Consider the following 25,900-nt stretch of genomic DNA (forward strand, 5'->3'; position numbering starts at 1 on the left):
GGGAAGCGGTCGTGCGCTATGCGTCAATGGCATAAAGCTCGCGGAGCATCGCGGCGATGTCCTCATGCGCTTTTAGATTGGGACGAAGCTCCATCCGATCACGGGTAACGCCGGTCAGGTAATCCGCGATGTGCTGGTCGGATGCGCCAGATTCCAACAATTCGAGGACCGCTGGCGCGTAACTGTCATATTCATCGACGGCTTCGGGGATGCCCCGCACACCAATGGGGTCCCAAGCCCAGAGCAGGACAACTTGGACCATTCGCAGTTTCGCCAGTGCGCTCATGGCACTGGTTTAGATGGGTCGGCGGATGTCCGCTACTGGGCGAAAGAGGCCCGGCTCCTTTTCACGATGGAGCCGGGCCAACGTTAGATTTCTGTCGCCTCAGCCAAGGCGAGCGCATCCTCCACATCTACGCCCAGATAGCGGACCGTGTTTTCGATTTTGGTGTGTCCGAGCAGAATTTGCACCGCGCGCAAATTTCCCGTCGCCTTGTAAATAATTGACGCCTTTGTCCGGCGAAGCGAGTGGGTTCCATACTCCTCGCGGCGCAGTCCGGTGCCAACGACCCATTCGTCAACCAACCGGGCATATTGTCGCGTGCTTAGGTGGCTCGCTTGGTCGATGCGGCTGGGGAAAACATAATCGTCCACAGTGCCGCCGCGGCGATCCAGCCAAGCCAGCAAACTAGCTCGAGCGTCACCCATCAGTTCGAATTGCACTGGTTTGCCCGTCTTTCGCTGAACGACAATTGCACGGTGCCGGATCTGGCCACCAATGACCAAATCGCCAATTTTGACTGCGACGACGTCGCAGCCCCGCAATTTGCTATCAACCGCCAGATCAAACAAAGCGCGATCACGCATACGGCGGTGTTGATCGAGAAAGAAGCGGACGGCCCACACCTGCCTTGGCTTTAGGGCGCGCTTTGCACCGACCTTCCGACCAGCGTTCCATGCACGGCGGTCGGCAGCACCTGGGTCAAATTCTGACATTCCCATAATCGTTCTCCTGCGGCCATTATAGCCGATCAGAAAACGCGGGGGGCATGCCATATCGGCAGCCTGGAGCGGCCCTTCCACTTCCGCCCATTTAGAGACGTTGCCTCGAGCTTCCCCCAAAGGCAAAAGCGATTATGCATATCGAATTAGATGACGGGTGGAACGCAGAAGCAGTCAACGTAAATGTGACCGTGGGGCAGACGCCGTTCCCGATGCGCGGATGCTTTAGGGACCGTTTGCCTGACGAACTACGAGAGTTCGCGGATGGGCTCGTGCGGGGCCTACAGTTCGCTCCGGAGCTTGGTTATGAGCCAGCGTTTAATGTTGATTTTATCGGAAATGATTACTTCCTCTGGCGATACCGCCTCAGGTTCCAGCACCGTTGGCTTTGCTGGGCAGGTTATTTGAAGGTACGCTCTGAACCTGAGCCAGTAGCCAACGCAGTTCTCTATCTGAGGGCGTTTGCGGATCGGCTGGACGGCAGCTATCGAGCGCGAAAGCGGACGGACTGAAACCGCCCAATCTCGGCCGTTCCGCAGCTTGCGCACCGACGCTAGAAGCAGCCGTTCGTAGCAGGAGCGAATATATGCCTGAAGACCCTTGGCTGAGCGCATATGGCGAGCCGTATGACCCGCGGCCCGCAATACAAGCTTGGCGAGCCGGGCAGGTCAAAGCTGCCTCGCAGGAATTATGGGAACAGCTCTACCATCAAGGAACCGTCAATTCGGCCTCATATGCGGCGGTCGGAGAGATTGTCCGGATGATGGCGGAACAGGTCGGGCCTGATTGGAACGCCTACTCGTTGGTTGCGTCGATTGAAGAAGGGCGCTTAGCGGTAGCCAGCCCATCGATTCCTCCCGAACTCGAACACGACTACGAACAGGCTTGGGTTGCCATCCTGCCAATGGCGTTACGTGATCTCGGGCAAGCAACGGACGATCTTGTCGTGAGGAGTACCTTAGCCGTCGTCGCGCATTCCAAGGGGCAGCATACGCTGGCGACAATGGCGCTTTGCACAGAGGACGAACGGGCGGAAATGCTGGGCGCATAGTGTCCGCTTCGCCCTACTCTGTCTCGAAAGCTGCCATTCCGCTTCCCACCAAACCCGGACATTCGTGCTTACTGCGCCGCAAGGCACGACGACAAATAACGCGATCAGAACGCCGCCAGAAAGCATGAACGTTTGCAGTGCACCGCCTTATGCCGATATTTCGTCTCCTTGACTGACTGCCGCCGGCCAATAGCTCGCCCACCAGCACAAGCAGGCTCGCAGGCAACGATCTTTCGACTGTTCAACACTACAGCCAACGATCAGTGCCCACGGGTAAGCAATCTGGAAACAAGCTGGTCTAAGTACGGCTCGAAATAGCAAACGATTACCGCCACGAGAACAGCACCGATTGTAACAATCATAGGCCATGGCGCAGCGCGGAGTAGCGCGTCGTGCCCGCAGTCGCGGAGGCCGCCGAACCTATGGCCTAACGCTTTGTTTTCGGGTCGAGGAAATCACCTCGACCGCATGACCACCCTGCCCCGTCCCCTGATTTAAGAAATTGCCCACTTCGCAGCACGCCGGAAGCCGAAAATTCTATTACAGCACGCGCTTCTTGCCTTCGAACCCGTCCTTCACGGTGTCGATCCACGCGACGATCTCGCGTTCGCTCCACCGCGACGCAAACTGTGAAATCTTGTAGGGCGCCGGGAAGCGTTGCTGCTGGATCAAACGATAGATCATCGTCTTGCCCAGGCCCACCCGACGCTTCACCTCGTCGAGCCGGATCAGACGATCGGCCGGTTCATTTGTCATCGACGGAATAGAACATCGGATTGCGCATCCAGTCTTCGACTGCAGATTCCCGCCAGCCGGCCGAGCGTTCGCTGATCTTGATGTTTCTGGGAAACGTCCCCTGCCCCATCTTGCGATACATGCTCGAACGGCTGAGCCCGGTGCGGTCGAGCACCGTCTTGAGACGAAGAATCCGATCCGGGCTTTCGGTCTGCATGGCGTACCCTTGGCTTAGCTGTGGTGGCGTGATGCTGCGTTGGTTAGGATGAGACGGCTGGATGCGCTCGGCAAGGCTGCTGCGGGGTCGGTATGGTGCCTTGCGTACCCCGCCGCAGGAATAGAAGCCTTGGCGTAAGTGCTTGGTCTGGGAACGTGGATTCTTGGATCGTTTCGAGCCTTCAGCGTCACCGCGCTCTAGGCCGCATCGCGGTGCCGAGCCGCGCTGTGGGCTTTTGGTCCAATCCGGATTGCGATCGCTGACGCAAGTGGGCGGCCGGTGGCCGCCAAGCGGAACGCGGTAGGTTTGAGCGCGCTTTGGCGGACATCTGCGAAGCCGCCAGGGGTCGCCATGCCTTTGATTGCCGCGTGGCACACTCGATCCGGCCGGAGGGCGCGGCGGCGGCTGGCGCACACGCCCGCGCGCAGGCCGCCGCGCCGGCCGACCGGATTCGAGAGTGCGTTGTGTTGGCTCCTGCCGGGAGCCGGACAGCGCTGCGCGCTTGGATGCGGCGGACATCGCGCTGGCGCGATGGCGTTTGGCCTCCGGCTGTCGAACTGGCGGAGGTGGGCGTCGCTACCCTGTAGTCCCGCCGCGGCGGGTCGCAAGCTGCGCTGCGCGCAGCTCCTCCTCTTCGTTTCGGCCCTAGGGCCCAATCCCCATCGCCAAGGCGATGGGGGCCCCTTCGGGTGCAGCCCGCCGCTCTTGCGGGACTGCCGGTTCGCTCCTGCCGCCCACCCCCGCCACTCCGGCGCCGGTTGCGGTGGTTTTGGAGTGAGGAAGATGCAGGACAAGACCGATCGGACGAGCCTTTATGCCGAAGTGACGTCGCGCGTAATTGCCGAACTAGAAGCGGGGCGGTTGCCTTGGGTTCAGCCGTGGGATGCCGCTTCGTGCGGTTGCACCATGCCGCACAATGCCGGGACTGGGCGGCGCTATTCGGGAATCAACGTGCTCATCCTGTGGGCAGCGGTGATCGATGGACGCTATACCTCGCAACGCTGGCTAACCTACCGACAGGCGCAGGCGGCGGGTGGCAACGTCCGCAAGGGCGAGCGGGGCACCACCGTTTGCTATGCCGATAGCTTCACGCCGAAAGACGAGCAGGCGCGCGCACGCGATGAGGATCGCGACGCGCGGCAGATTGCGTTTCTCAAGCGCTTTACCGTTTTCAATATCGATCAGTGCGAGGGGTTGCCCGACGCGATGACGTCGGTCGCGCAAGCGCCGGTTACTGCGAATATCCTGCCGAAGGTTCGGGCGTTGATTGACGCGAGTGGTGCGGACTTCCGAATCGGTGGCGGTGAAGCCTATTATTCTCCCGGTGGCGACTTCGTAGCGGTGCCGCCGCAGGCCGCGTTCGGGGAGCCGATCAACTGGTATCGGACAGCGTTGCATGAGCTTGGACATTGGACCGGACATCGCAGCCGGTTGGATCGCGATCAGCGCGGCGGGTTCGGTAGTGCCGATTATGCGCGTGAGGAACTGGTCGCGGAGATGGCGAGCGCGTTCGCCTGTGCGTCGCTGTCGATCCAGCCGACTGTACGCCACGCCGATTATATCGGCAGCTGGCTGGCTGTGCTGCGCGAGGATGACAAGGCGATCTTCCGCGCGGCGAGCGGCGCCAGCAAGGCCGCCGACTATCTCCTCGCGTTTGGCGGAGCCGCCGTTGACGAGATCGATCGGGAGACGGCGGCATGAGCGAGAATCGCAAAGAGCTGGAGGCGCGCAACCGTCGCGCCTCCAAGCGATTGATCGAGAGCGCTTCGCGCGAGCAGGACGGGCCTGTCGATCCCGCACAACTCGCTGCAATAGAGCGGGCGCTGCGGGCATTGCCGAAAATGACGCGGGAGGTGTTTCTAGCGCACCGGCTTGATGGCCTCGACTATATCGAAATCGGGAAGGCCGCAGGATTGAGTCCGCAGCAAGTCGAGCGCCACATGGTGAAAGCCTTGTGTCAGCTGTCACGCTTCATGGACGGCGATGAACGCACGCCGTGGCAACGGCGCTGGAACTCTTTCGTTTCGCGATGGCGTTGACCGGCCGCAGCCTCGCCGGCCGTCCCGGCGAGGCTGTCCGAACCGATAGCAAAGCGTTAGGATGATGCGGGATGCAGACCAGCCTCGATCATTTGCCGCCGGCCAAGCAACGCGAGCTCGAACGGGTCGTGCGGATCCTGTTCGAACAGTTTGCCGACGCCACCGCGATCGCTACGTCCGACTGGAAGAAGCAGGCGCGCATCCTCAAGGTCATCCTCTACGGCAGCTATGCGCGCGGCGGCTGGGTTGACGAGCCGCACACTGCCAAGGGCTATCAGTCCGACTTCGATCTGCTGGTCATCGTCAATCATGAGAAGCTGATCGACCGCGTCGAATTCTGGTCGACCGCCGAGGACACGCTGAACCGCGAGCTCGCGATCACCAAGACGCTGCGCACGCCGGTCAATTTCATCGTGCATACGTGGCGCGACGTGACCGCCGGATTGTCCGACGGACGCTATTTTTTCATCGATATCGCTCGAGACGGGATCGCGCTCTACCAGAGCGACGACACCGATCTTCCCGAGCCTCAGCCCAAGACAACGTCTCAGGCGCTGGCAATGGCGCGGGAGTATTTTGAAGAATGGCTCCCGAGCGCCGGCGAATTTCTCGGTTCGGCCAAACATTCAGTTTCGCAGGGTTGGCTGAAGAAGGCCGCATTTGACTATCATCAAGCCACTGAGCGCTATTACCACTGCGTTCTGTTGGTCTGTACCTTCTACACGCCGCACGTGCACAATCTCGGTTTCCTGCGCACCCAAGCCGAGAGAATCGATCCGCAGTTGATTGAAGTCTGGCCGCGCGAAACCAAGGGCGACCGCGCGCGCTTCGAGAAACTCAAAGAGGCCTATGTGAAGGCTCGCTACTCCAAGCATTACCGGATCAGCGAAAACGAGCTTGCGTGGCTTGGCGAGCGTGTCGAGGCGCTCGGTCATGTCGTACAGGTGATTTGCGAAGAGCACATTGCTGTGCTCGAACACAGCGCCGCAGCCTGATCTGATCAAGACCCGCTGGAACTAGACCCGGTCGATTCGCTGTACATGCCGGCCGGGGTTGAGAACGCCGTTGGGCCGACGCACCGATACCTTTAATCATGCGATCTGGACATACGTATCGGTCACCCGGGGGCGGCCGACAGCATAGCATTTCTCCAAACTAGGCTCCATTATGGGGGGCGGAGATTTTGCTCCAGTTCTTGGTTCGGAGTCCTAGTTTGCCGCTCAAGGCGGAGCTCTAAAATCGTTGCGGGTAGGGCTCAAACGTCTTGTCGGCTTTCCACATGCTCAGCATGGCCATTGCAAGCTTTCGCGCGACCGCCATTCTCGCTTTCGGATAGCCTACTTTCTCTGCCAGCGTTACACCCCAGTCGCTAATCGCGCAGCGCTGTTTTGCTCTGGACATCATCACTCCTGCAGCCATCACAAGATGACTTCTCGTCATGGCGCTCCCTGCCTTTGTCACTCTCGATCGGTAGGTTGTAGAACCGGATTGGCTGATTTTAGGTATCATGCCGAGATAAGCACCCACATCAGCCGTGCGACGAAATCGTGAGGGCTCATCAATTGCGGAGTAAAACGAAACCGCACAGATTGGGCCTACGCCTGGAATTTGTAGAAATCGGCTAGTGACAGGATTTGAGGCCGCGGTGCGCTGCATCTGGCGATCGAGCGCCGAGACGTAGCTCGCCAATGAAACGCATACGGCAAGCAACGGTTCTATCTGCATTACCGCAGACGATCCAACGCTGCGCGAAATCAAATCCAGTTCTGTCTCTATCTGCGGGCGGAGTGCGGTCCCTAGGCTTAGCTGGCGGATCTCGCTTCCATAGTTGCGGAGGGTAGAACGTAACGTGGCCCGGGCCGCAACGCGTGCCGAGACAAGCCTATTCCGAATTATCAGCTGATTGCGAAGTTCCTGAGATGCCGAACTTCGGGTGTGAATCGCCAGCGTGGATAGATTGCCGAGACGGGCGATCTCGGCAAGCCCTCTCGCGTCATTGGCGTCCGTCTTATGGTGACGAATGGACAGAAAACGATGTACGGTTCTGGCGTGAAGCACACTTACGGGGAAACCAATCTTTCGAAGCTTTTCTGGCAACGCAACTGACCCCGTTTCCATGACCATTGCTTGAATTTCTGATTTCTTCAGGCCGCCGAGCCCGGCCGCTATCGCATCGGGAGACGATCCGGTTGAGCATTCCAGAACTGGACTGTCGCTCCGGTCTAGGACGCATATGTTGGTGAACTCCTCTCCCACGTCCAACCCAACCCAGTGCTTTTGCATCTTCATGCTCCAAGCTGACTATGATGGTCGGCGAGCTTCATTTTGGAAGCTAGGTTCGGTGCCTGACGACGACAGACCTAAAACGAGGTTTCGAAGAATCGCCTCCTGTCCCGAAGGACCTTAGATTTATATCGGCATCCAAAATTGCAGACAAGGCTTCTCGGCCGATATAAAAACGACAGATCGCAACACATAGCGAATACTTTTATGTTTTATTCGGTTGATCTGTTTCAGCTAGCTTATCTAAGTCGGCGTTAGGACTGATTCATTTCTCCTACGCATCTCTGCGTGAACGGGGATCCAGCGGCATCGGTCAAACCACGCCATAGTTGCTCTTATAGGCATTGGCTGAGGTCTGTCGATCGTCTGTCGTTCACGTTCATGCGTCGTCTAAATTGGCAGGTGCGAACGCCCGTTTGCCGCGCCTTCGCCAAAGTGTCAGCGCCTCGTCGCGACGTTCGCTTCGCAACGTCGCGGCACCCTCCAGCATGAGGCCGAACAGGACCGTACGATCGTCCTCGGTGAGTTCGACCAGCCCGGCCTTGACGACGAGCCCGCCGAGCTCGATTAGGTGGCGCGTTCGCTCGCGGCGCTTCACGACCCAGCGTCTCGTGTCGTCACGCGCGATTTGCGCTTGTAGCCGGTAGCGCGCCGCCCTCGCTCGCCGGATTGCTGCGCGTGTCGTTGTCAGTGCCGCCGCCAGCTTTGGCCGTTCGGTGAAATAAGGCGCTGCCGCGTTTGCGCCACGACTCTTTTGCGCTCGCGTCCTTGTTCTCGGTTCCCGCCAGCAGCAGTCCGGCCAGCTGCTCGATCGTGAGCGCGTCGGCTCCGGTCGCAATCACCAGTTCGCCGAGCTGGCGAACCTTCTGGTCTTTCAGCTGTTGAGCCTTGTCGCTCAGCGTCTTCAGTTCGGCATCGAAGTCGCGCGGTTTGCGCATGGTCACGTCCCCATTTGAAAGGTGAGGACGAACCAACTATCGCTTCAGTCGATCAGGCACAATCTTCTGAAATGCCTTGGGATTGTGCAGTCCCGAAACAGATGAAATCTTTTGAGGGCGCGCTTATACGTCGTGCCGACATCCGCTTTGAAGTGTAAGTGGATGGCCGTCATGGCGATCTACCATTTCTCGGCAAAGATGATCTCAAGGGCGAGCGGCTCGAGCGTGCTGGCATCTGCGGCGTATCGCTCGGCATCCCGACTGCACGATCGGCGGCTCGACCGGCACCATGATTTCTCGAACAAGACCGGCGTCGTGCACTCGGAAGTAATGCTGCCGGAAGGCGCACCCGAGCATCTGTCCGACCGCGAACGTCTGTGGAATGAAGTCGAGGCGATCGAGAAGCGGATCGATGCGCAACTTGCCCGCGAGATCGAGTTTGCGATCCCGCGCGAGCTGACGAAAGAACAGGGCATCGAGCTGGCGCGCGCGTTCGTGCGCGACGAGTTTGTCAGCCGCGGCATGATCGCCGATCTCAATGTGCACTGGGACATGGGCGCGGACGGTCTGGCAAAGCCGCACGCGCATGTGATGTTGACCACACGGCAAGTCGGCGAGGAAGGGTTTAGTCAGAAGAACCGCGACTGGAACCGCACAGACCTTCTGGAGAAATGGCGCGAGCGCTGGGCCGAACACGTCAACACCCGGCTTGCCGAACTCGACATCGATGCGCGCGTCGATCATCGATCGCTCGAGGCGCAGGGGATCGACCTCGAGCCACAGAACAAGGTTGGGCCTGCCGCGGCGCGCATGGCCGAGCAAGGGCTGGAGTCCGAGCGGCTGGCCGAGCACGCCGAGATCGCGCGCGCCAACGGCAAAAAGCTGCTCGCAAACCCGGCGCTCGCGCTGGATGCCATCACGCACAACCAGGCGACGTTCACGGCGCGCGATCTGGCGATGTTTGTGCATCGACACAGCGACGGCAAGGAGCAGTTCGACCAGGTGATGGCGGCGGTGAAATCCGCGCCAGAGCTTGTGCCGGTGGGCAAAGACGGTCGCGGCGAACCGCGCTTTACCAGTCGGGATATGATCGAGACCGAACACCAGCTCGAACGCGCCACCGACATCATGGCGAACCGCTACCAGCATGCCGTTCCCGATCGTCACCGCGACGCCGCGCTGGCGCGTGCGGAGGACCGTGGTTTGGTGCTGTCCGCCGAACAGCGCAGCGCGCTCGAACACGTTACCGCCGCCAAAGATCTCGGCGTCGTCATCGGCTATGCCGGCACAGGTAAGTCGGCGATGCTCGGTGTCGCGCGTGAGGCGTGGGAGGGTGCTGGCTACCGCGTTCACGGCGTTGCCCTGTCGGGTATCGCTGCCGAGAATCTGGAAAGCGGATCCGGCATCGCATCGCGCACGATCGCGAGCATGGAACACCAATGGGGTCAGGGCCGCGAGTTGCTCGATCAGCGCTCCGTGCTGGTGATTGATGAGGCCGGCATGATCGGAACGCGTCAGATGGAACGTGTCGTGGCAGAAGCCGAGAAGCGCGGTGCCAAGCTCGTGCTGGTCGGCGATCCCGAGCAGCTTCAGGCGATCGAGGCAGGTGCTGCGTTCCGCGCTACCGCGGAACGCCACGGCAGCGTCGAAATCACGCAGATCCGCCGCCAGCGCGAAGACTGGCAGCGCGACGCGACACGCGAACTCGCGACCGGCCGCACGGCTGATGCGGTCGCAGCGTATGACGCGCACGGCAGCGTGCATGTCGCCGATACCCGTGAGCAGGCACGTGAGGCGTTGATCGATCGCTGGGATCGCGACCGCGGCGCCGCGACTGACGCGACGCGGATCATTCTGACCCATACCAATGACGAGGTGCACGCGCTCAACCTCGCCGCGCGTGATCGACTGCGTTCGAGCGAGCAGCTTGGTGACGATATCGTGATCCAGACCGAACGCGGCGGCCGGGAGTTCGCGACCGGCGACCGGATCATGTTCTTAAAGAACGAACGCGAGCTGGGCGTGAAGAACGGTACGCTCGGGAGCCTGCAATCGGTCACGCAAAGCCGGATGGCGGTGATGCTCGACGACGGTCGTTCGATCGCGTTCGACGTGAAGGACTATAATCAGATTGATCATGGCTACGCCGCGACGGTGCACAAGTCGCAGGGCGTGACCGTCGACCGTGTCCATGTCTTGGCGACGCCGGGTCTCGATCGTCATGCCGCCTATGTCGCCCTGTCGCGCCACCGTGACAGCGTGGATCTACATTATGGCCGCGACGACTTCAGCGATCAGGGTAAGCTGGTGCGTGCGCTGTCACGCGAGCGCGGCAAGGATATGGCCTCGGATTATGGTCAGGCGCCCGAGCAAGACCGCGCCGCGCCGCCCGCACCATCGCGTAATCCGTTTGCGGGCTTGCGCCTCAATGTCGATGCCCCGCAGCCAGCGCCAGAACGACAGCGCAGCATGTTTGATGGCCTCGAGCTGGCGGTGCCCAAGGAGCCGGCGGTAATAATTGATCAGTCGCGCGATGTCGGCGCAGCCGTTCGCCGATACGCTGTGGCGTTCGCCGAGGTCGATGCCGCCGACCGCGCCGGTCGCGCGCCGTTGCCGCACCAGCTAGCTGCACTCGCCAAAGCGCAAACGGCACTCGATCAGGTTCAGCCGGATGGCGCGCGCGATCTGCGCGCTGTGCTGGGCCGCAACCCCGAGCTCGCGCAGGACTTACGACAGGGTCGTCCCGGCAGGGCGCTCCAGGCAATGGCGCTTGAACGCGAAATCCGCACGAATCCGAGGCGCCGAGCCGACCGGTTCGTCGATGACTGGAAGAAGCTCGACACGCAGCGCACCGAACTCGAGCGGGCGGGCGATGCTGCCGGTGCGCGCCATGTCGGGCAGCGGATGGGTGCCATGGCAAAGGGTCTCGAGCGCGACGCGCAGGTCGAGTCGCTGCTGCGTCAGCGCGGTCACGAGCTCGGAATAAGCATGCCCCAATATGAATCGATGTCCCACGAGCTCCAGCGCAATCTCGGCATCTCGCGCGGTCTTGGCATTGGGATGTAGCATTCCGGGCATGGACCAGGACGCTAGCATCGATGACCCCGTTCGCGCTTTCGACTCGCTTCGTCGTGAGGTGAGCCTCGCGCTCCGGGCAACCCAAGGGTTGACCGCAGAGCACCGCGAGCAACCCGATTATACCGAAACGCTCAAGGTCATGGATGACCGCCTTGAAACGATTTCGGCAAGCTTGGAGGTGATCAAGGACAGCCCGGCGATGCGGTTGACCCCGGGCAATCTTGGCGTCGCGATCGTAAGGGCAAGCGAACAGGTGCGTGCCCAAGACAGTGAAATGCTGCGGACCGCACACGACACGTCCACGACCTTGATCCAGCAGCTTCGGCTAGCGATCCAGCAGGTCGAAGCAGCAAGGGTGCAAAAGCAGCGCCTGATGCTCGCAGCTGCCGCCGGGTTGTTCCTAGGCATCCTGCTTTGGTCGATCCTGCCAGGGATTGTGACGCGCGCGTTGCCGGAGAGCTGGGCTGCGCCGCAATGGATGGCCATGCGCACGATGCGGATGGATCGTTGGCAGGCAGGTATGCGCTTATTAGCTGTCGACAAACTTGAGCCAACACCGAGCCCGAGTGCGTCATCTAGCCCGGTGGCGGAGACCCAAAAGCCTCATCGTCGCAAGCGGCGTTAGCCGGTGCGGGATGGACCGAGTGCTTTCAGGGTCATTTGGGTGGAGAGCGGAATGGCCGCTTTTGGGGAGCGATCGCAGTAAACTGCCGTTCGTTAAGCTGGCGGGGCAGGAGGGCTATACCGGGACGCGCCAGCTCGGCGCGGATCAGCTGAATTGCAGCGACGTGGTCCGCTTCCTCTTGCGCGGTTGCCGCATCGAAGGCGGCGCGGATGGCGTCGTCAGGCATGGCCAGCGCCATCGCGAGGTTGCGGCCTAGGTGCCGCAGGGAATGAGCCCGCAGGGTCCGCAGGGTTTCCGTGAGGATGCTGCGGATGCCCTGCCGGGCGATGATGCGAAGGGGCAGGGCCATTTTAGTATCCCGCCCAATCGCGGAGACCGAGCGGTGTGCGGGCGAAGGCCGGCGAGGGTGCGCCACCCGTTCACCTCGTCGTGTTCGTATTGTTCGAGCCCCCGCAGGGTGCAGTCGCCGTCGAAATGCGCGTCCTGCCCCCAATCGTGGCTACGGGCCCAATCGAGCCACCCGGCGCGCTTGCCTAGAGTCAGGTCAGTGAAGGGCGTTCCCCTATCCGGACCGGCACGGCGTGCGTGTTCACCCCCAGCGGCAGGGCCGTATTGTGCTGTGCGCTATGCCGCTTGGGTCATTCCAGAGCCGCCAGACGACGTAAGCTGCAGTGAGGAAGGTCTTACAGACGCCTCGAAATTCCTGAATAAAGCGACGCTTGCCACCTCCGACCAGGAGGCGGGCAATGTCGAGCTGTACGCGGGTCGGCTGCGGCAGGAGCAGCAACCTCGTCCACACGTACCAGAGGAACTTGAGGAAGTTCCCCCGGAGAATATCTTGGAAGTTCATTGGCCCTTTCGAAGTGAGCAAGGATTAGCTACCGTGGATGTCCGACTGGCGCGAACTAAGGAATCGCCATGCCACTGACTATGAACGAATCTTTGATCTACTCGGCGGTCAAAATTACGAAGTTTGTTGGCGGAAAGGCAGTCGAGACCGGAACAGGTTTCTTTTGGAATGCCTCTACCGAGCCAGGCCAGATGGCTCTGAGTATAGTCACCAACAAGCATGTAATGGCTAACGCTGAAGCAGTAGTCATACGTTTTCACCTAGCGACGGACGCAACGGCAACCGAGCCAAGCGGCCGGTTTAGCAACTATCAGATTGACGTCCCTCTGAAAGAAGTAGTGGGTCATCCTGACCCAAGCGTTGACTTGTGCGCTTTCGGAATCGCGGGGATAATTCCTGATCTTCAGAGTAAGGGCCAAACCCTTTTCTACAAAAATCTGTCTGCAGAAAATATCCCAAAGCCTGCAGACTGGTTAAACTTTGATGCTATCGAAGATGTTTTAATGATCGGTTGCCCGAACGGCATAGTAGACGAGTTCAATAATCGCCCAATAGTTAGACGGGGGATTACCGCGACTTCTATGGACCGGCGTTATAACGATAAGCCGGAGTTCATGGTAGACATGGCGTGCTTCCCAGGATCTTCCGGTTCTCCTGTTTTTATTAATCAGCTCGGATACCTTGACCGAGCAACAGACACCTACAAATTAGACGCTCGGCGTTTTTTTCTCGTTGGCGTTTTGTATGCCGGGCCTCTTATTAATAACCTAGGAACGATAACATTCGGAAAGGCTCCGACCGTTCAAGTTGCATCGATGATGCATCTTGGGAATGTAATACAAGGCGCGGAACTTCTGATATTGAATCAAGCAATATCAGACCATATTCGTGGTGTGACGTTACGGGCTTGATTCTCATATTCAGGTAATCTCCTACTATGCTTAACCGGAGGTAAGTCCCCTCAATCGCTGAGGCGCACTGCCTGATCGTCAAGATTGAGATCGCCCAACGTTTATGCGAGATCAGCCACGACCCGGTTCCCGTGCGGTGCATCCACCCCGTCATGGAGCTGATGGCCCAACTCGAAGACAAGGCCATTGAAGATCTCTACATGCCGGGCAGCATCGTTCGAGTGACGAAGCAAGAGGGCAAGTATCACGCCGCGATCGACGTTCCGATATACAATTCGGTTCTATCGTCCGCCACGCGCTGACATTGCTGCGCTTGCCGCCCAGGGTTGGTAGCCCTAGCCGACCGCCGATGCAGCGCTGCTTGCGGCCAGCACGCCGGCAGCCATTGGCGCAATCTCGAGCAACGAAACAACGTCGGCACTGCCCTTGTCTCCGGTATCGATCGCCACGCGGCGACCGGGCTGTGCCCCAGTGCTAAGTAAACGTCGACAAATCAGGTCCGCCAGGGCCTCGTCCTCGACGGCGCAAATCACCTGTCGACCACTCTGGCGCAGCGCGGAGAGGACTTCGACGAGATGCAGCGCTCTGAAATCGTCGATGTGCTGGACAGGATCATCAAGGACCAGCGTGGTCCAGCGCGCCCAGGAACGCGCCAAATGCACCGATAGTAGAAAGGCGAGTCCCGCCGCACGTCGTTGGCCACTGCTGAAGACGAATTGGGGGTTAAGGTCGTTGCCTACCTTCAGACTGAGAAAGCGTCGAACATCGCCACGGATGCTATATTCGATGCTGCGCCAGTCCGAATGCGGTCGGAGCCGCTGATAAAGCTCGTTGAGCAGCGGACTAATCAGCGCGAGGCGCTCGTCGACAATCTCGCTTGCGGAGCGTCGCACGCTTTTCTCAAGAGACTTCGCCGCTGCGAGCGCGGCTTGCGCCCGGGCAAGATCATCTGCCGCGTCGTCGACCTGCTTGCGAATTAGCGATACTCTGGAATCTACCGAGGCTAGCCGGCTAACAGCTTGCGAGCCCTCTAGAGCGTTGAGCGAACGTTCAAAGTCGATCAGCCGATTGCGCTCGGTCGATGCCTCGCGATCCAATGCTTCGGGATCGGCGATGAGGTCGAGCCTAAGGCCATGCATCTCGAAACTTTCCACGAGGGCCTTTTCCCGGGCGGTCAACCTGGCCAGCGCCTGGGCATCTGCGGAACAAGCTGCCTCTGCCTGAGAGAATGATGCCTCTGCGGACACGACCGCCGCACGCGCGATCCCCAAAGCGTTACGTGCAACAGTGATACCATGGGCGAGACTATAAATTCGCTTCCGTGCATGGGCCACGCCTTCGGTGAATTCCGCCACTGTCCTTTCAGCCTCACAAAGGGGGCAATGCCCTTCATGCAGCCCGACCTTCTCGCCGTGCTCAACAAGTATCGAAAGTGAGGCGGCGATGTCGCTGGCGCGTGCCTCGACCTCATATGCTCGCTCTGCGGTTTCAAGGCGCGTGCGCGCCGTTCCAAGTTCATGATGGGCAGATTCGCGCGCCAATGCTCTCGCCAAGCGGCTTTGGACGGCATCTGGTCTGTCATAATCCGCCCGCAATGCAACGAGCTCGCGACCGTCAAACACTGCCTGGTTTAGACTTTCAAGCCGCCGACGTCTCTCGGGAAGCAATCGCCGCGCCCGGTCGACGCGTGAGGCAAGGTCTTCATTCTGGCCGGGACTCACCAGCGCGTCCAACACCGCAATCGCGGCCGAGACATCGGCATTTTTCGACGCCGCCTCCGTTGCTTCGGACAACTGAACGAGTCCACTCGATAGCTGGGAGCGCATTTGCTCATACGTCGCATCGATACGTTGGAAGGTCGCCTCCGCCGCCGAGACGACAGCCTTTGCTTTGTTCGCCAGGTCTGCACCTTCGACTGAGCCAAGTGCCGCTCGCACCAGATCGAACCGCTGCGTTTCGGTAAGGTCGAGACTGAGCGCCGCAATCCATTCATCGCGGATGATGCTGGTCTTGCAGAGCTGGTGAAGCGGGTCTTCCGGCACGGCGCCTTGGCACAGCGCTTCTGCAAGCTCTTCATTTGATTTGTCGGCCCCCCCCTCACGGCTCCTAGTCACGATAAACTGTTTGCCCGTGGCGTCGCTAAAGGCGGCCGTCACGTAATGAGCGAGCGGGGTTCCCTCTCCGCGCCACCAGATATAGTCCCGGACCGTTTCCTTGCCGGAACTCTCGACATTGTATTTGCCGATTTCCCCCAAGACAGCGAATTCAATCGCATCGCAAAGCGTGCTCTTGCCGACGCCGTTGCGTCCAGTGATAACGGTAAAGCCAGCGCCGAAATCGACGCGGACTCTATCGCGGAATCCGCGGAATCCGCACACCTCAACATAATCCAGCTTCACGACCGGCTGCCCAGTATTTCAGCGACCTCGGCGGGATTGGCTGCTCCAAGAAACGCCTGAAGCGCCAGAGGCGGCAAATCCTTGGCCCTGGCGCGCAGCCGACCCTCGACACTGGCATTTTCCAATATCGGCTGCGCCTTAATTGGCGCGAGCGGCATCAAGGCGTGCCCCAGGTCTTCGATTATCTGAACTCCAGCGCGCGCGATTTTCCGCGTCAGGCTGAAATCCTCCTCCAGCCGTTCAACATCGCGACGCAGCAGGGGGGCTTGCTCGCTTGTCAAGAATACCGAATAGACGTTCCAGGCCTTGGCACCCGCCGCACGTAACGCAGCAGCGTGACGCGCCAGGACGCGCGCCTGAGCATCCTCCCAGTTCGCCAGAAGGTCTTCGGCCGTGCCGAATACGTGGAGAAATCCGACGATCGTCGAATTCTCGAAACAAGTCACCGCAGGTAACGCACCAGTCCAGACCCACGTCTGGTAGCCCGCTTCGCGCAGAAAAACCTCAGCCTGTGTCGGTATGTCCATCAAATCCCGAGCTCCGCACGCGCGTCGTTGAGGTCGAACCAGACCGCGCTCGATACCGGCCTTATAAAATTTCCAACTTTGCCAACCCGAATAACGTTTGCCGGACCGGGCAGATTGATCGCTCCCGGCGCAACCACGATATCGGCTGAATCGACAACTGGCGCTTCTGCAAAATTGGCCTTTAGCTTGCTGAGCGCGGCGCCGGCTCCGTTCACGACCCGCACCGATCTTCCGCCCATCATGTATCCCTGAGGTGTTTGAACCGCACCTGCTTGCCTCAGCATGAGGTGGAAGACTCCGAGGATTTCGCATTGGGCCGGCTGAGACCGGGTGGCCGGTTTACCCGGCGGAACACCTTCCGCATCGCGCCGCAATCCGTACAGGGTGGACGTGTCGAAATCTTCGATCTCCAGCCAGTCCTGCTGGCATCGTACGCCGGCCGAGTCCTCAAAAGCAGAACGCCCCGCAGCGAGAATCATCTTCAGATAGTTGGTCGAGAAGGCCTTTCGCAGTTCATCAAGAGCCACTGCGCCAGACTCCTGCACATGGGTAAAGGTAACGCCGTCGCCATGCGCGAGAGCCCATAGGTCGGGTGCCTTCTGCTGAAGTGCGTCTGCATCTGCTAGATCGACGACGGTCACCGACAATGGGGAAAGCCCGTCGAGCACAGTGCCGAGAAGGCCATTCAGATAAACCCAGTCACTCCAGAAACCGACCACAAGTAGGTCTTTCTGCCTGAGATTGGCTGCCATCCACACTTTGCTCCGCGCGATCCGCTCGGCAATCGGGGCCGCGTCCAACTGCGATGCTGTCCAGACCGTTGCCGAGCGGTCGCGCATCGCGCAGCCATGAAATTTCAGGAGCGGACCTTGGGTGCGAGCCCGAACCGTTGCCTCGTCTCCGTCGAGCGCGTTCTGGAAATCGAACCCGTTTTCAATTGCGCACCGCTCGATCAAAGTATCGTAATTTGCTGACAGGCTTGCGGCGGCTGCCTTCGTTATCAGGAAATCCGCAACTGCGGCGTGCCCTAGATTTGGTGGCCGCACAAAATCAGTCCAGGGTACCAGGCTCTCGATGAAGACCGATTGCAGCGTCTGCAGATCTGCGAAATGCTGCGCTAGCGCCTCAAGATCGTAACGCATCACTTCGTCAGCGTTAGGTTCGATCGTCAGCCGGTATTGATCGAAGCAAGCTTCGGCCACCTGCCAAGCCGCTGGCAGATTGCTGGGCTCCGCCATCGAAAGACCCGCGCCGCAGACGATCACCAGCCGGCCAGCGTGCATCGATGCGAGGAGCCGGGCTTTCGTCTCTGGATTCAAGCCTGCTTCCTCACATTGGTCCGACCTGATTCGGCGCAAAGCCACAAGCGACCTTTCGTCGGTAGCACGACCGGCAACTGAATGAGTAGTTGTGAAGTCTTGAATATGCGTCGCTGCGCCTCCGCGCTGGACACGATCCCCGTGTCGCTCGAAAAGCCGAAGCTGACAAGATTCGCGCCTGATGCGGCTCTCGGAGCCGTCGTGGGCGCTTTAGGTACCGAAGATGTCGGAGGGGCTGAAGCTTCGGTTGTACAGTTTCGGGAATCACCTCTTTGACATTTTGGCGGCAAGTGCCGACCTTGAGATTATGCCCAACGCGTTCATCCGTCATGAAAACCTCGCTGAACGATTTGTCGATCACGACCTTGTCGGCGGGTGGTACGACGAGCAGGACGCGATCAAGGCGGCCGGGCCGGCAGAGCTAGGTTAGATGTGGCAGGCTAGATTGCGAGAGCCTGGCGTTCCCCGCCCATTGATTTGAAGGACTGATGTTTTCGTGCCGGCAGCAGCACCGACCATAGCTATAAATGTCGATGCGGAGACAGCCGGCAGGCGCGCCCTCGCGGGTTTTTTGATTCAGATCCTGCGCAGCATCAAATTGGGCCTAGACATGAGCCTGACGCTGGTGCCGATCGATCAAGGCTCGCAGATGGTCCTTCATCTTGAACCTGCCGAAGGAAGCGATGTTCAGGTCGGCGGAGGTCCCCGCGCCATCATCGAGCAGGTGAAGATGCGCAACACCGCCGGAAAGTGGGATAGCGGCGAGGTGGCCTCCAAGGTCTTTCCCGACCTGCTAAAGGCAGTTCGGCTGACAGATGAACAGGAGTTTCGCTTCGTCACAAACAACGGGGCCGGCCTTGGCCGTCTTCAGGACTATGTCGCCGCGCTCGCCGAGGGTTCCGAGCGCCGGCACAAATGGGGTAATTCGAACCTCACTCGCACGCAATTCGAGCTTCGGTTGGCACAGGCGGCCGGACTAAGCTCGGTCGGCCTAGAATTTCGCCATCTGCTCGATCACTTCCGGATCGAGGTAATCGATGTCGAAGGTACGGAAGATGATATCGATAAGACGCTGAAGCCGCTTCTAAAGCCCGGTGAATCCCAGAGCGACAAACGCTACCAGCTGCTTGGCCAACTGATGCCGTTGGCAACGCACGGTGCGAAGCTGAGCCCGGAGGACCTGCTCGCGCTCATAAGCCCGCACGCTCACCGCCGCCTTGCGCATATCCAGTCGCTGCCCGAATTGCTCGCGCGTCACATTGACGAGGACACGCAGCTAGTCGGCTACTCGCCAGAGCAGCAAGCGCGCCGCGGCCTGCCCGATGTGCTTTCCAGCTTCTCGATTCTCTCGGAAGAGTCTGGTCAGGGCAAGACCTACACGCTTGCCCAGCTCGCCTTCGATCAGATCGAGCGTGGCGAGCTGGCCATCGTGATGCGGTCCCCGACGAAGATCGAAGATGTCATCGCCTGCATCAGCGAGCGGATATGGGAGCCCGCATACGAAGAGCGCGGAACGGTCGCGATTATGGCGAAGAGCCTCAGGGACGCCTTCGATGGCGGCAATGGAACCTGGCTGACCCTTTACATTGACGACGTCCAGGACCGCGAGTTCGCACAGAGGCTCGCTCGATCGAAGTGGCACGAATATGGCGTGAGAGTCATCGTCTCCGCCCAGCCGCGGATTACCAGCGTTGTTCGGTCGATCCGGCAGGATGTCGGGATTATCGAGATCGGTAACTTCCGCAGCGCCGACCTCTTCCGCTTCCTTACGCACCATGGCCGAGCCGAGGCGCTGGAAACGATGCCTGACGATGTCTTCGAGCTCCTCCTGAAGCCCGTGCACGCAAGCATCTTCGTCAAACTTCCGAAGCGGGCGTCCTGGGCTGGCGTTTCCGAGTACGAACTCTTCAGGGCCTATTGGGAATATGCCAGCCTGGAGGCGCGCGAGCAGGCGGATCATCCCAGCGACAAATATGCGCTGCGAACGCTCGCTGCGCAGCTATTGAATGGCCAGAGCCACTATCCGTGGCGGATCGCCGACCTCCAGGCCGTTGACCTCAACGACCAAGCTATACTGCGGCTCGAACAGGTCGGGCTCCTGCGTCGTCCTGTGCCGGATCGAATCCAGTTTGCGGCCGACCGGATGCTCAACTGGGCGATTGCGGAGTCCATGGCCGAGAAGATTCAGGAAGATGGCCTTACCGCCCCGCAGGCGGATGCGCTCTTTGCATCGATCGAGGGCCTGCAGACCAAGAAGAAGGAGCGGATCGGAACGCGTCTCGTCTATGTGTATTTCGACGCGCTTTCGCTGTTGGCCTCACAATGCGAGCCGCAATTTATCGCCGATCTCATCTGGGAACAAGTTGTGCGGCTTCCCCAGGAGGCGCGCTCGGAGGATCAGTGGCGGAACGGCTTCGGTAGTCTCGGTGTGGATATTGTGCCTGCCCTTGAACTGTTGAGCCGGCGGGCGTTCGATGAGGAACGCGACTGGGACATTCCGCGAAACATTCCGTTCGCGCTCGCTGCCGTCGCCGCATCCGACCCCGATCCGGTTCAGAATTTGATCGCGCGCCAGGTCGCGTCCGACAATGAGCATGAAGTCGTGATCGGCCTACGCGCCGCGCGCCTGATTCAGGCACCGGCGGCGCTCGACGCGATCTGGGAGGTGCATCTTGCGCGCTCGATCGCCTTGGAAGAGGCCAAGGGCAATACCGATATCGATATACGCTCGCGCGCATTCTTCCCATACCAGCTGAGCTCGGAGGCTTTCCACGTTGCGGTTAGCGCCGACAATGGGTGGGTGGACGCGAAACTGGCTTCCGAGACCAATCCCGTTGGGATCGACCAGTTGGTTTGGGTGCTCAAGGACCCGAAGTCAGTCAATAGCGAAACCGCAATCGATATTTGGGCGCGGCACCGGGACAGGATTGTCGCGATCAATCCGATGCCGAGCCCCGCCTTGATCTCGGCGATTGGCCATTTTCGCGAAACATCGCTCCTACCTATTCTCGACGCTGCGGCGGAAGACGAAGACGGGACGCGCGACAGCGTCCTGCGAAGTCTCGCGCGGCTCGCTCCGCAAGACGCGATTCGGCAGATCGCTGAGGGCAGCGATGTATATGGTTGGAGTGCCGCGAACTGGTGGTTCGATGAGCTCAGGGCGGCGGATCCTTCAGGTCTCGCCAACGCGATCCGGACGCGCTCGCATGCCGGGAACGACCCGGTCACGGACATCGCTCTCTACTACCGCTTCAACCCAGAGGCTATGGATCTACAGACGCTCAATGAGATGCTCGACGCATTTGCCGAGGATCTCCGAAACTTTAATACGGGCAACGGCGATGCCGACAGGCACGAGGGCAGGCTTGGCCATCCTTTGCGTTTCTTGCCTCGGCTGAGCGAGCCGTGGCAATATGAGGCGATGCGACGCCGGGCAGGCACCGGTCTCGAGACACAGCTCGTCCGGTTCGCCTCGGCCCGGCGGGGGCGCATGTCGATGACGCGTGACACGACCGGCAACGAGTGTGAGCGAATTCTCGCGATGATTGGCGGCAACGGATTTGACCAACTCATTCAGGCCGAACTCGGCAGGCCGAATGTCTTCGGTCGCCAGGACGGGTACGTCTTGGCCCGATGGTCGAGCTCCAGCGAGGTCACATCTGCGCTCGCACAGACGCCGGAAGAGGCGGATGCCCAACCCTATGGCCAAAGCGTGCGCATGGAGGCGCTCGCGGTCCATGGTTGCGATGAGCAGCTTGAAGCTATGGTCCGCGGCGGGGTGGCAGTCTATGTGAACGCAGCCCAGATGCGCAGCACGGATAGTCGCGACCTGTTGGGGCTGCGCGCGCGGATTACCGAGCTCATCAACCTCAGCGACCCTAAGTCCCTCGAGATCGCTGTGGCGCTGACGGGATTTCTTGGGGACGCAACTGACGCGGTGCCACTGGTCGCAATCTACCTGGCGCCGGAAACGCCGGTGGCGGTTCGGAGAATGATCCTCGGGTCGTTTCGCGCGCTACATTTTTATGCCCCAGAGTTGCTTCCACTTGCCAGCGACTTGCTTAAAGGCCAATTCGACGATGAGGCCCAATTCATTGCAACCTATCTGGCCGAGAGAGGCGACAAGGACGCGACGCAAGTCGTGATCGACTGGCTAGCGGGCCAGGATGTGGGCAACAACTCCACCTCGCGGCGAAGTTATCTCAACGCGCTACTCGATAGTGCCGCGGGTAAGGCGGCGGTGGTCAAATTTCTCCGACGTTCCCGGGAGAAAGGGCACTTGGTCGTGGACGGAAACCAGCTGCAGCTGCTGGCCGAGGCCGGCGACGAATGGGCGCAGCGGGAACTTGTGCGGGCGAGCTACCGGTACTCAGGTTTCGACCGAGGGAACGCGATCATTGCGATCGACTATCTGCGTGGAGACGATCCCGACGAAGCCTATTTCTCCGCTCGGCGCCTCTTGGTTCGCCATGGACTCGCAGTTGCAGCCGATCTCATGCTAGAGATCGACAGCGAACGTGCCGGCCAAGAGCTGATCGATCTGTACCGAACCGCAAAGTCCTCGCTCCGCCTCGAGCTTGAGCGCCGGCTGCGCGTCCAACTCGGGGTTAAAGGACTGGCCACGCTGATCGCACCATTGGCGGCAGTTCCACGGGCAAGGGACCGTACCGTTGCCGCTCGTCTAGCCGCAGTCATTCCCCCGGCGGTATCACTCCCTTGGCTAAAGACGCTCGCCGAAGATGTTTCTCCGGGGGTTCAGGAGGCGGCCCGCGATGCCGTTCGGCGGCGCGGCTTGGAAGCAGCGGCGATGGTGCATCGGGAGCTTCTGATGTCTTCGCCGAAGCCGCTCCAATGGGCGAGGCTGTCGACGATCATCGAGCTGGTGGATCCATTTTTTCTTTGGTCACGCGAGGACCCAACGAATCTCAAAGAGATATTTGACACCTTGCCGTACGAGTTCTTGGACGAAGCGCGCGACATGCGGAAGCGGCAGCTCAAGGCGCGTGAAGATGCGGCGTTGAAGGCGGACAAGGACCATTGATGGGTCGGTTGCCTCGTTCTCTTGCCGCCCCATCGCGGACCGACTCCGCCTCCAAGCCCGTTGCGCCCACACTTCGAGGCATCAGGTGAGTTTCAGGGTTTCGATCGTACGCTGCGGCACGCCAGCGTACGCTGCCAGCTGCGTCCCATGCGTGCCCATTTCCCAAACGACACGGGCGCCGCCAAAAGGCGGTGCTCTAAATCATTGGATTTTTTTGAGGAGGATGGTGCTGCCGGTGAGGATTGGGCTCACGACCTCAGCCTTACCAGTATGCGCTTCGTTTGGTCAGCTTCTCGGAAGAACAGGCAATAAGCTGCCACTCAGGCGAACACTGAATGTTTGGTAAAGACAAAAGCTGACGGTCCGCCCGTCGCTGTCGAACGGCAAGACGGTCCCACTTCTCGCCATTCCACGCGGTGCCGTTGGCACGGATGGCCTACATTAACAAACGACCGAAGTTGGGAATAAAAAAGCTGCTGGTGATTGGCGGAAAATGGGTCGTCGTATCGAAAGGTGCTCCGACCCGGCCTTTAAAAGGCAGGTTGACCGCATGTAAGGGCCGGATGGGCGTCGGCACGGCGCGCCGGTGAGCCAGATGGGCGGCGCATCCCGACCGCGATCCGACACATCACATATCGCCCTCCTCGCGATTCCGATACCACTTTAGCAGTTCGACACGCTCACGCGTAAGCTTCTCAACCTCGGAGCTGTAGAGCAGCGGTGCAATGCTGCCGTGGCCGGGGTGATTTATTCCAGAGCGGTATTCAGCCTGCCTATCACGATAGGCTTCCCACGCCGCCTGACTAGCGCGAAGGTCCAAATCTTCTCCGCTCGGATCGAAATCCCCCAGGATCACGATGAGTTCGTCGTTCACCCTCGCCGCATCCGCCGCTGCTGCGGCGTTCATCTCGACTTGAGTGATGGGGTATTCGCCGTACAGCAGAGTATTAAATGCTTCGTCAGCCGCATTCACGAATTGCGAAGTCGAGAGGATATATTCGTCCAGAATCCCGCCCTCGACGTCCTGTTGCTCTGGCAGCTCATGCACGAAGATGTGCCGTTGCTCGAACAGTCCGGCCAGATCCGTGCGAACTTTGTCGGGATTGGGCATGATCGGTGTCGACTGCCTACCCTCGATTCCCACCGCCCAGCGGTCTACGACACCCTGAAGATGGCTGAAAAGCGGTGTGTCCATCAGCCTAGAAAAAACGCGCTCGATGTCACCGACGCCGTTGATCGGAACCTCGTGCGACACGAGTTCGCCAAGAGATACTTCTTTGCCGACGAGTGCCCGCGCGAGCGCAAAGTCGATCTTGAGCGTGCCCTTGACCAAGTCCGCGCCGCGCGTCGCATAGGGATCACCGGCGTCAATTATGTTGGCGGCCCACTCCCTCGTGAAGACCTCGAGGATCGTCACCAGCCTGATGACGATAAACTGATGCGGAGCTCGGAAAGCGGCGCCGTTCCAGCCGTCCACAAGCGCCGTGATCTCGCTCATGCCTCGCGAGTGGCCAAGCCCTTTTCCGCGCATCCGCACGCCCGCGATTTCGGCCAGCTTGTCCCGTGCCATGCCCTCAGGGTAGGGCCCGTTTGCCAGGGCACCAACAAGTTCTTTTTTTCCGATGCGTCGGCTGACGAAGAGCGCCCAGCTACCGCCGGGACCCATTCTGAATGAGTGTCCGGTTTGTAAGCGACCAACCAAGGCGGTGAACGTCCGGCATTGGGTCACCGCTGTCGTAGTCCTCGAGAGGTCGACCACGACAGAGGTCTCCGCTACCTTTATCCGCATGCTTGCGAGATTTGATCAGACCGTCGAACTCGATTTGTACCGGGACGGGGCCGAACTCTTTGCCCAAGCGCTGGATGAAGCCGTGCTTATCCGCCTTGAGGCGGCCTTGGCCGCCCTTCCAACCAACGTTCCCGGCGTGCGGATCGTAGAGGGACGGCATCTAAAGACGTTTCTCGAATCTGCTGGACCGATCGGTGCGATAGCAGCCGCTGCGCTAGGACCCGAGGCTCTTCCGGTTCGAGCGATCCTGTTCGACAAGACGTCGGAGCGGAACTGGGCGCTCGGCTGGCATCAGGACCGCACAATCGTGGTAAGGGAGCGGACTGACGCTGACGGGTTCGGGCCGTGGACGGTGAAATCGGGCTTGATTCAAGTCGAGCCGCCTTTTGATATCCTCGAGCGCATGGTGACTTTGCGCGTGCACCTAGATCAAGTGGATGCGAACAACGCTCCGTTGCGCATCGTTCCTGGTTCGCACCGGCTCGGTCGCTTGAGTGAAGCCGAAGTGCAGGGCGTGGTGGCTACATCCGGCGAGCGGCTCTGTCTAGCCGAACGCGGCGACGTTTGGCTCTACGCTACCCCGATCGTACACGCCTCTCTGGCTGCCGATCCCCCACGCCGCCGTCGTGTGCTCCAGGTCGATTATTCGGCTGATGCCGCGCCACACCCACTCGCCTGGCACGGCATATAGGTGGGAGATTGAGCGCGCGCGTCCGAACGGTCCTGTTCGTTTGTAGCCAGAACAAGCTGCGAAGCCCTACCGCCGAGCAGGTGTTCTCGCGTCGGGAAGATCTCGAGGTAGACTCCGCCGGGACCAACCATGATGCCGAGAACCCGCTCACGGCTGAACTGGTCAGCTGGGCCGACCTGATCTTCGTTATGGAGAAGGCGCATCGGAGCAAGCTGCAGCGTCATTTTCGGGCAGCTCTGACAGGCAAGCGCGTGATTTTCCTCGATGTGCCGGACAATTTTGCGTTCATGCAGCCGGAGCTGGTCCGGCTGCTCGAGACGAAGGTGAGCAGGCACCTACCCGCCCGCCCGATGGCAACCGAGAAGCGGTCAAAATTGGAACATTAATGAGCGGCGGTTTTCGGGA

At 60.1% G+C, this 25,900-nt stretch carries 24 protein-coding genes; 12 read left to right on the top strand and 12 right to left on the bottom strand.

What is annotated here, in order from left to right; translation table 11 throughout:
- Positions 1-16 precede the first annotated feature (16 nt).
- Both RH91_RS03650 and RH91_RS03655 read right to left on the bottom strand, forming a co-directional pair.
- Positions 17-286: a hypothetical protein gene (locus RH91_RS03650; protein ID WP_010161186.1), complete on the bottom strand. Its 270-nt coding sequence runs from the start codon at positions 284-286 to the stop codon at positions 17-19.
- A gap of 83 nt (positions 287-369) precedes the next feature.
- Positions 370-1,002 (bottom strand): tyrosine-type recombinase/integrase, encoded by a 633-nt coding sequence (locus tag RH91_RS03655; protein ID WP_029623577.1) that lies wholly within the window; start codon positions 1,000-1,002, stop codon positions 370-372.
- Between the two features lie 586 nt (positions 1,003-1,588).
- Between RH91_RS03655 and RH91_RS22205 the strand changes: the two genes are divergently transcribed.
- Positions 1,589-2,053 carry a hypothetical protein gene (locus RH91_RS22205; protein ID WP_157136842.1) on the top strand — a complete coding sequence of 155 codons (465 nt, stop codon included), beginning with the start codon at positions 1,589-1,591 and terminating at the stop codon, positions 2,051-2,053.
- Positions 2,054-2,593: 540 nt separating this feature from the next.
- On the opposite strand, the gene RH91_RS03665 is transcribed toward RH91_RS22205, so the two are convergent.
- Both RH91_RS03665 and RH91_RS03670 read right to left on the bottom strand, forming a co-directional pair.
- Positions 2,594-2,809: a helix-turn-helix transcriptional regulator gene (locus tag RH91_RS03665; RefSeq protein ID WP_010161191.1), complete on the bottom strand. Its 216-nt coding sequence runs from the start codon at positions 2,807-2,809 to the stop codon at positions 2,594-2,596.
- On the bottom strand, positions 2,799-3,005 hold the full coding sequence (locus RH91_RS03670) for a helix-turn-helix transcriptional regulator (RefSeq protein ID WP_010161192.1): 207 nt from the start codon (positions 3,003-3,005) through the stop codon (positions 2,799-2,801). The genes RH91_RS03665 and RH91_RS03670 overlap by 11 nt, the downstream gene beginning before the upstream one ends.
- A 783-nt stretch (positions 3,006-3,788) precedes the next feature.
- Here RH91_RS03670 and RH91_RS03675 point away from each other — a divergent pair.
- The 3 genes from RH91_RS03675 to RH91_RS03685 all read left to right on the top strand — a co-directional run bounded on the left by RH91_RS03675 (position 3,789) and on the right by RH91_RS03685 (position 6,039).
- Entirely contained in the window at positions 3,789-4,706 is a 918-nt protein-coding gene (locus RH91_RS03675; RefSeq protein ID WP_010161193.1) for an ArdC family protein, read from the top strand.
- The gene (locus RH91_RS03680; protein WP_010161194.1) at positions 4,703-5,044 is read left to right on the top strand and encodes an RNA polymerase sigma factor; all 342 of its coding nucleotides are present in this window, start codon (positions 4,703-4,705) and stop codon (positions 5,042-5,044) included. Before RH91_RS03675 ends, RH91_RS03680 begins: the two co-directional genes overlap by 4 nt.
- Positions 5,045-5,115: 71 nt before the next feature.
- Entirely contained in the window at positions 5,116-6,039 is a 924-nt protein-coding gene (locus tag RH91_RS03685; RefSeq protein ID WP_010161195.1) for a nucleotidyltransferase and HEPN domain-containing protein, read from the top strand.
- A 238-nt stretch (positions 6,040-6,277) separates the two neighbouring features.
- Here RH91_RS03685 and RH91_RS21415 read toward each other — a convergent pair whose 3' ends face one another.
- The 3 genes from RH91_RS21415 to RH91_RS03695 all read right to left on the bottom strand — a co-directional run bounded on the left by RH91_RS21415 (position 6,278) and on the right by RH91_RS03695 (position 8,265).
- The gene (locus RH91_RS21415) at positions 6,278-7,333 is read right to left on the bottom strand and encodes an IS110 family transposase (protein ID WP_232283402.1); all 1,056 of its coding nucleotides are present in this window, start codon (positions 7,331-7,333) and stop codon (positions 6,278-6,280) included.
- Between the two features lie 373 nt (positions 7,334-7,706).
- A complete protein-coding gene (locus RH91_RS03690; RefSeq protein WP_010161197.1) occupies positions 7,707-7,925 on the bottom strand; it encodes a conjugal transfer protein TraD in 219 nt (72 codons plus the stop codon).
- Positions 7,926-7,944: 19 nt separating this feature from the next.
- Positions 7,945-8,265, bottom strand: a complete 321-nt coding sequence (locus tag RH91_RS03695; protein ID WP_010161199.1) for a conjugal transfer protein TraD — start codon at positions 8,263-8,265, stop codon at positions 7,945-7,947.
- Positions 8,266-8,436: 171 nt separating this feature from the next.
- Between RH91_RS03695 and traA the strand changes: the two genes are divergently transcribed.
- Entirely contained in the window at positions 8,437-11,331 is a 2,895-nt protein-coding gene (gene traA, locus RH91_RS03700) for a Ti-type conjugative transfer relaxase TraA (RefSeq protein WP_010161200.1), read from the top strand.
- A 10-nt stretch (positions 11,332-11,341) separates the two neighbouring features.
- On the top strand, positions 11,342-11,968 hold the full coding sequence (locus RH91_RS03705) for a DUF6118 family protein (protein WP_010161201.1): 627 nt from the start codon (positions 11,342-11,344) through the stop codon (positions 11,966-11,968).
- 31 nt (positions 11,969-11,999) lie between these two features.
- Here the strand turns inward: RH91_RS03705 and RH91_RS03710 are convergent, their stop codons facing one another.
- Positions 12,000-12,317, bottom strand: coding sequence for a hypothetical protein (locus tag RH91_RS03710; protein ID WP_010161202.1), 318 nt, complete (start codon positions 12,315-12,317; stop codon positions 12,000-12,002).
- Positions 12,318-12,886: 569 nt separating this feature from the next.
- On the opposite strand from RH91_RS03710, the gene RH91_RS21420 reads away from it, so the two are divergent.
- Together RH91_RS21420 and RH91_RS22210 are read left to right on the top strand one after the other, a co-directional pair.
- Positions 12,887-13,729, top strand: a complete 843-nt coding sequence (locus RH91_RS21420; RefSeq protein WP_010161204.1) for a S1 family peptidase — start codon at positions 12,887-12,889, stop codon at positions 13,727-13,729.
- A gap of 161 nt (positions 13,730-13,890) precedes the next feature.
- Entirely contained in the window at positions 13,891-14,031 is a 141-nt protein-coding gene (locus RH91_RS22210; RefSeq protein ID WP_198283225.1) for a hypothetical protein, read from the top strand.
- A 33-nt stretch (positions 14,032-14,064) separates the two neighbouring features.
- Here the strand turns inward: RH91_RS22210 and RH91_RS03720 are convergent, their stop codons facing one another.
- The 3 genes from RH91_RS03720 to RH91_RS03730 are packed head-to-tail and all read right to left on the bottom strand — an operon-like array spanning position 14,065 to position 17,974.
- On the bottom strand, positions 14,065-16,128 hold the full coding sequence (locus RH91_RS03720) for an AAA family ATPase (RefSeq protein ID WP_010161205.1): 2,064 nt from the start codon (positions 16,126-16,128) through the stop codon (positions 14,065-14,067).
- Positions 16,125-16,655, bottom strand: a complete 531-nt coding sequence (locus tag RH91_RS03725; protein WP_029623579.1) for a hypothetical protein — start codon at positions 16,653-16,655, stop codon at positions 16,125-16,127. The genes RH91_RS03720 and RH91_RS03725 overlap by 4 nt, the downstream gene beginning before the upstream one ends.
- The gene (locus RH91_RS03730; protein ID WP_157136844.1) at positions 16,655-17,974 is read right to left on the bottom strand and encodes an SIR2 family protein; all 1,320 of its coding nucleotides are present in this window, start codon (positions 17,972-17,974) and stop codon (positions 16,655-16,657) included. The genes RH91_RS03725 and RH91_RS03730 overlap by 1 nt, the downstream gene beginning before the upstream one ends.
- Positions 17,975-18,197: 223 nt before the next feature.
- On the opposite strand from RH91_RS03730, the gene RH91_RS03735 reads away from it, so the two are divergent.
- Both RH91_RS03735 and RH91_RS03740 read left to right on the top strand, forming a co-directional pair.
- Complete coding sequence (locus RH91_RS03735) at positions 18,198-18,404, top strand: hypothetical protein (RefSeq protein ID WP_010161209.1); 207 nt, start codon at positions 18,198-18,200, stop codon at positions 18,402-18,404.
- Positions 18,405-18,584: 180 nt separating this feature from the next.
- Positions 18,585-23,015, top strand: a complete 4,431-nt coding sequence (locus RH91_RS03740) for a hypothetical protein (protein WP_157136845.1) — start codon at positions 18,585-18,587, stop codon at positions 23,013-23,015.
- 628 nt (positions 23,016-23,643) lie between these two features.
- Here the strand turns inward: RH91_RS03740 and RH91_RS03745 are convergent.
- On the bottom strand, positions 23,644-24,585 hold the full coding sequence (locus RH91_RS03745; RefSeq protein WP_010161211.1) for a lysozyme inhibitor LprI family protein: 942 nt from the start codon (positions 24,583-24,585) through the stop codon (positions 23,644-23,646).
- A 136-nt stretch (positions 24,586-24,721) separates the two neighbouring features.
- Here RH91_RS03745 and RH91_RS03750 point away from each other — a divergent pair, with 136 nt between their 5' ends.
- Together RH91_RS03750 and RH91_RS03755 are read left to right on the top strand one after the other, a co-directional pair.
- Positions 24,722-25,495: a phytanoyl-CoA dioxygenase family protein gene (locus RH91_RS03750; protein ID WP_010161212.1), complete on the top strand. Its 774-nt coding sequence runs from the start codon at positions 24,722-24,724 to the stop codon at positions 25,493-25,495.
- A gap of 8 nt (positions 25,496-25,503) precedes the next feature.
- On the top strand, positions 25,504-25,881 hold the full coding sequence (locus RH91_RS03755; protein WP_010161213.1) for a low molecular weight protein tyrosine phosphatase family protein: 378 nt from the start codon (positions 25,504-25,506) through the stop codon (positions 25,879-25,881).
- Positions 25,882-25,900 lie beyond the last annotated feature (19 nt).

It is taken from the genome of Sphingomonas sp. PAMC 26617, assembly GCF_000242835.1.
Classification (GTDB): domain Bacteria; phylum Pseudomonadota; class Alphaproteobacteria; order Sphingomonadales; family Sphingomonadaceae; genus Sphingomonas.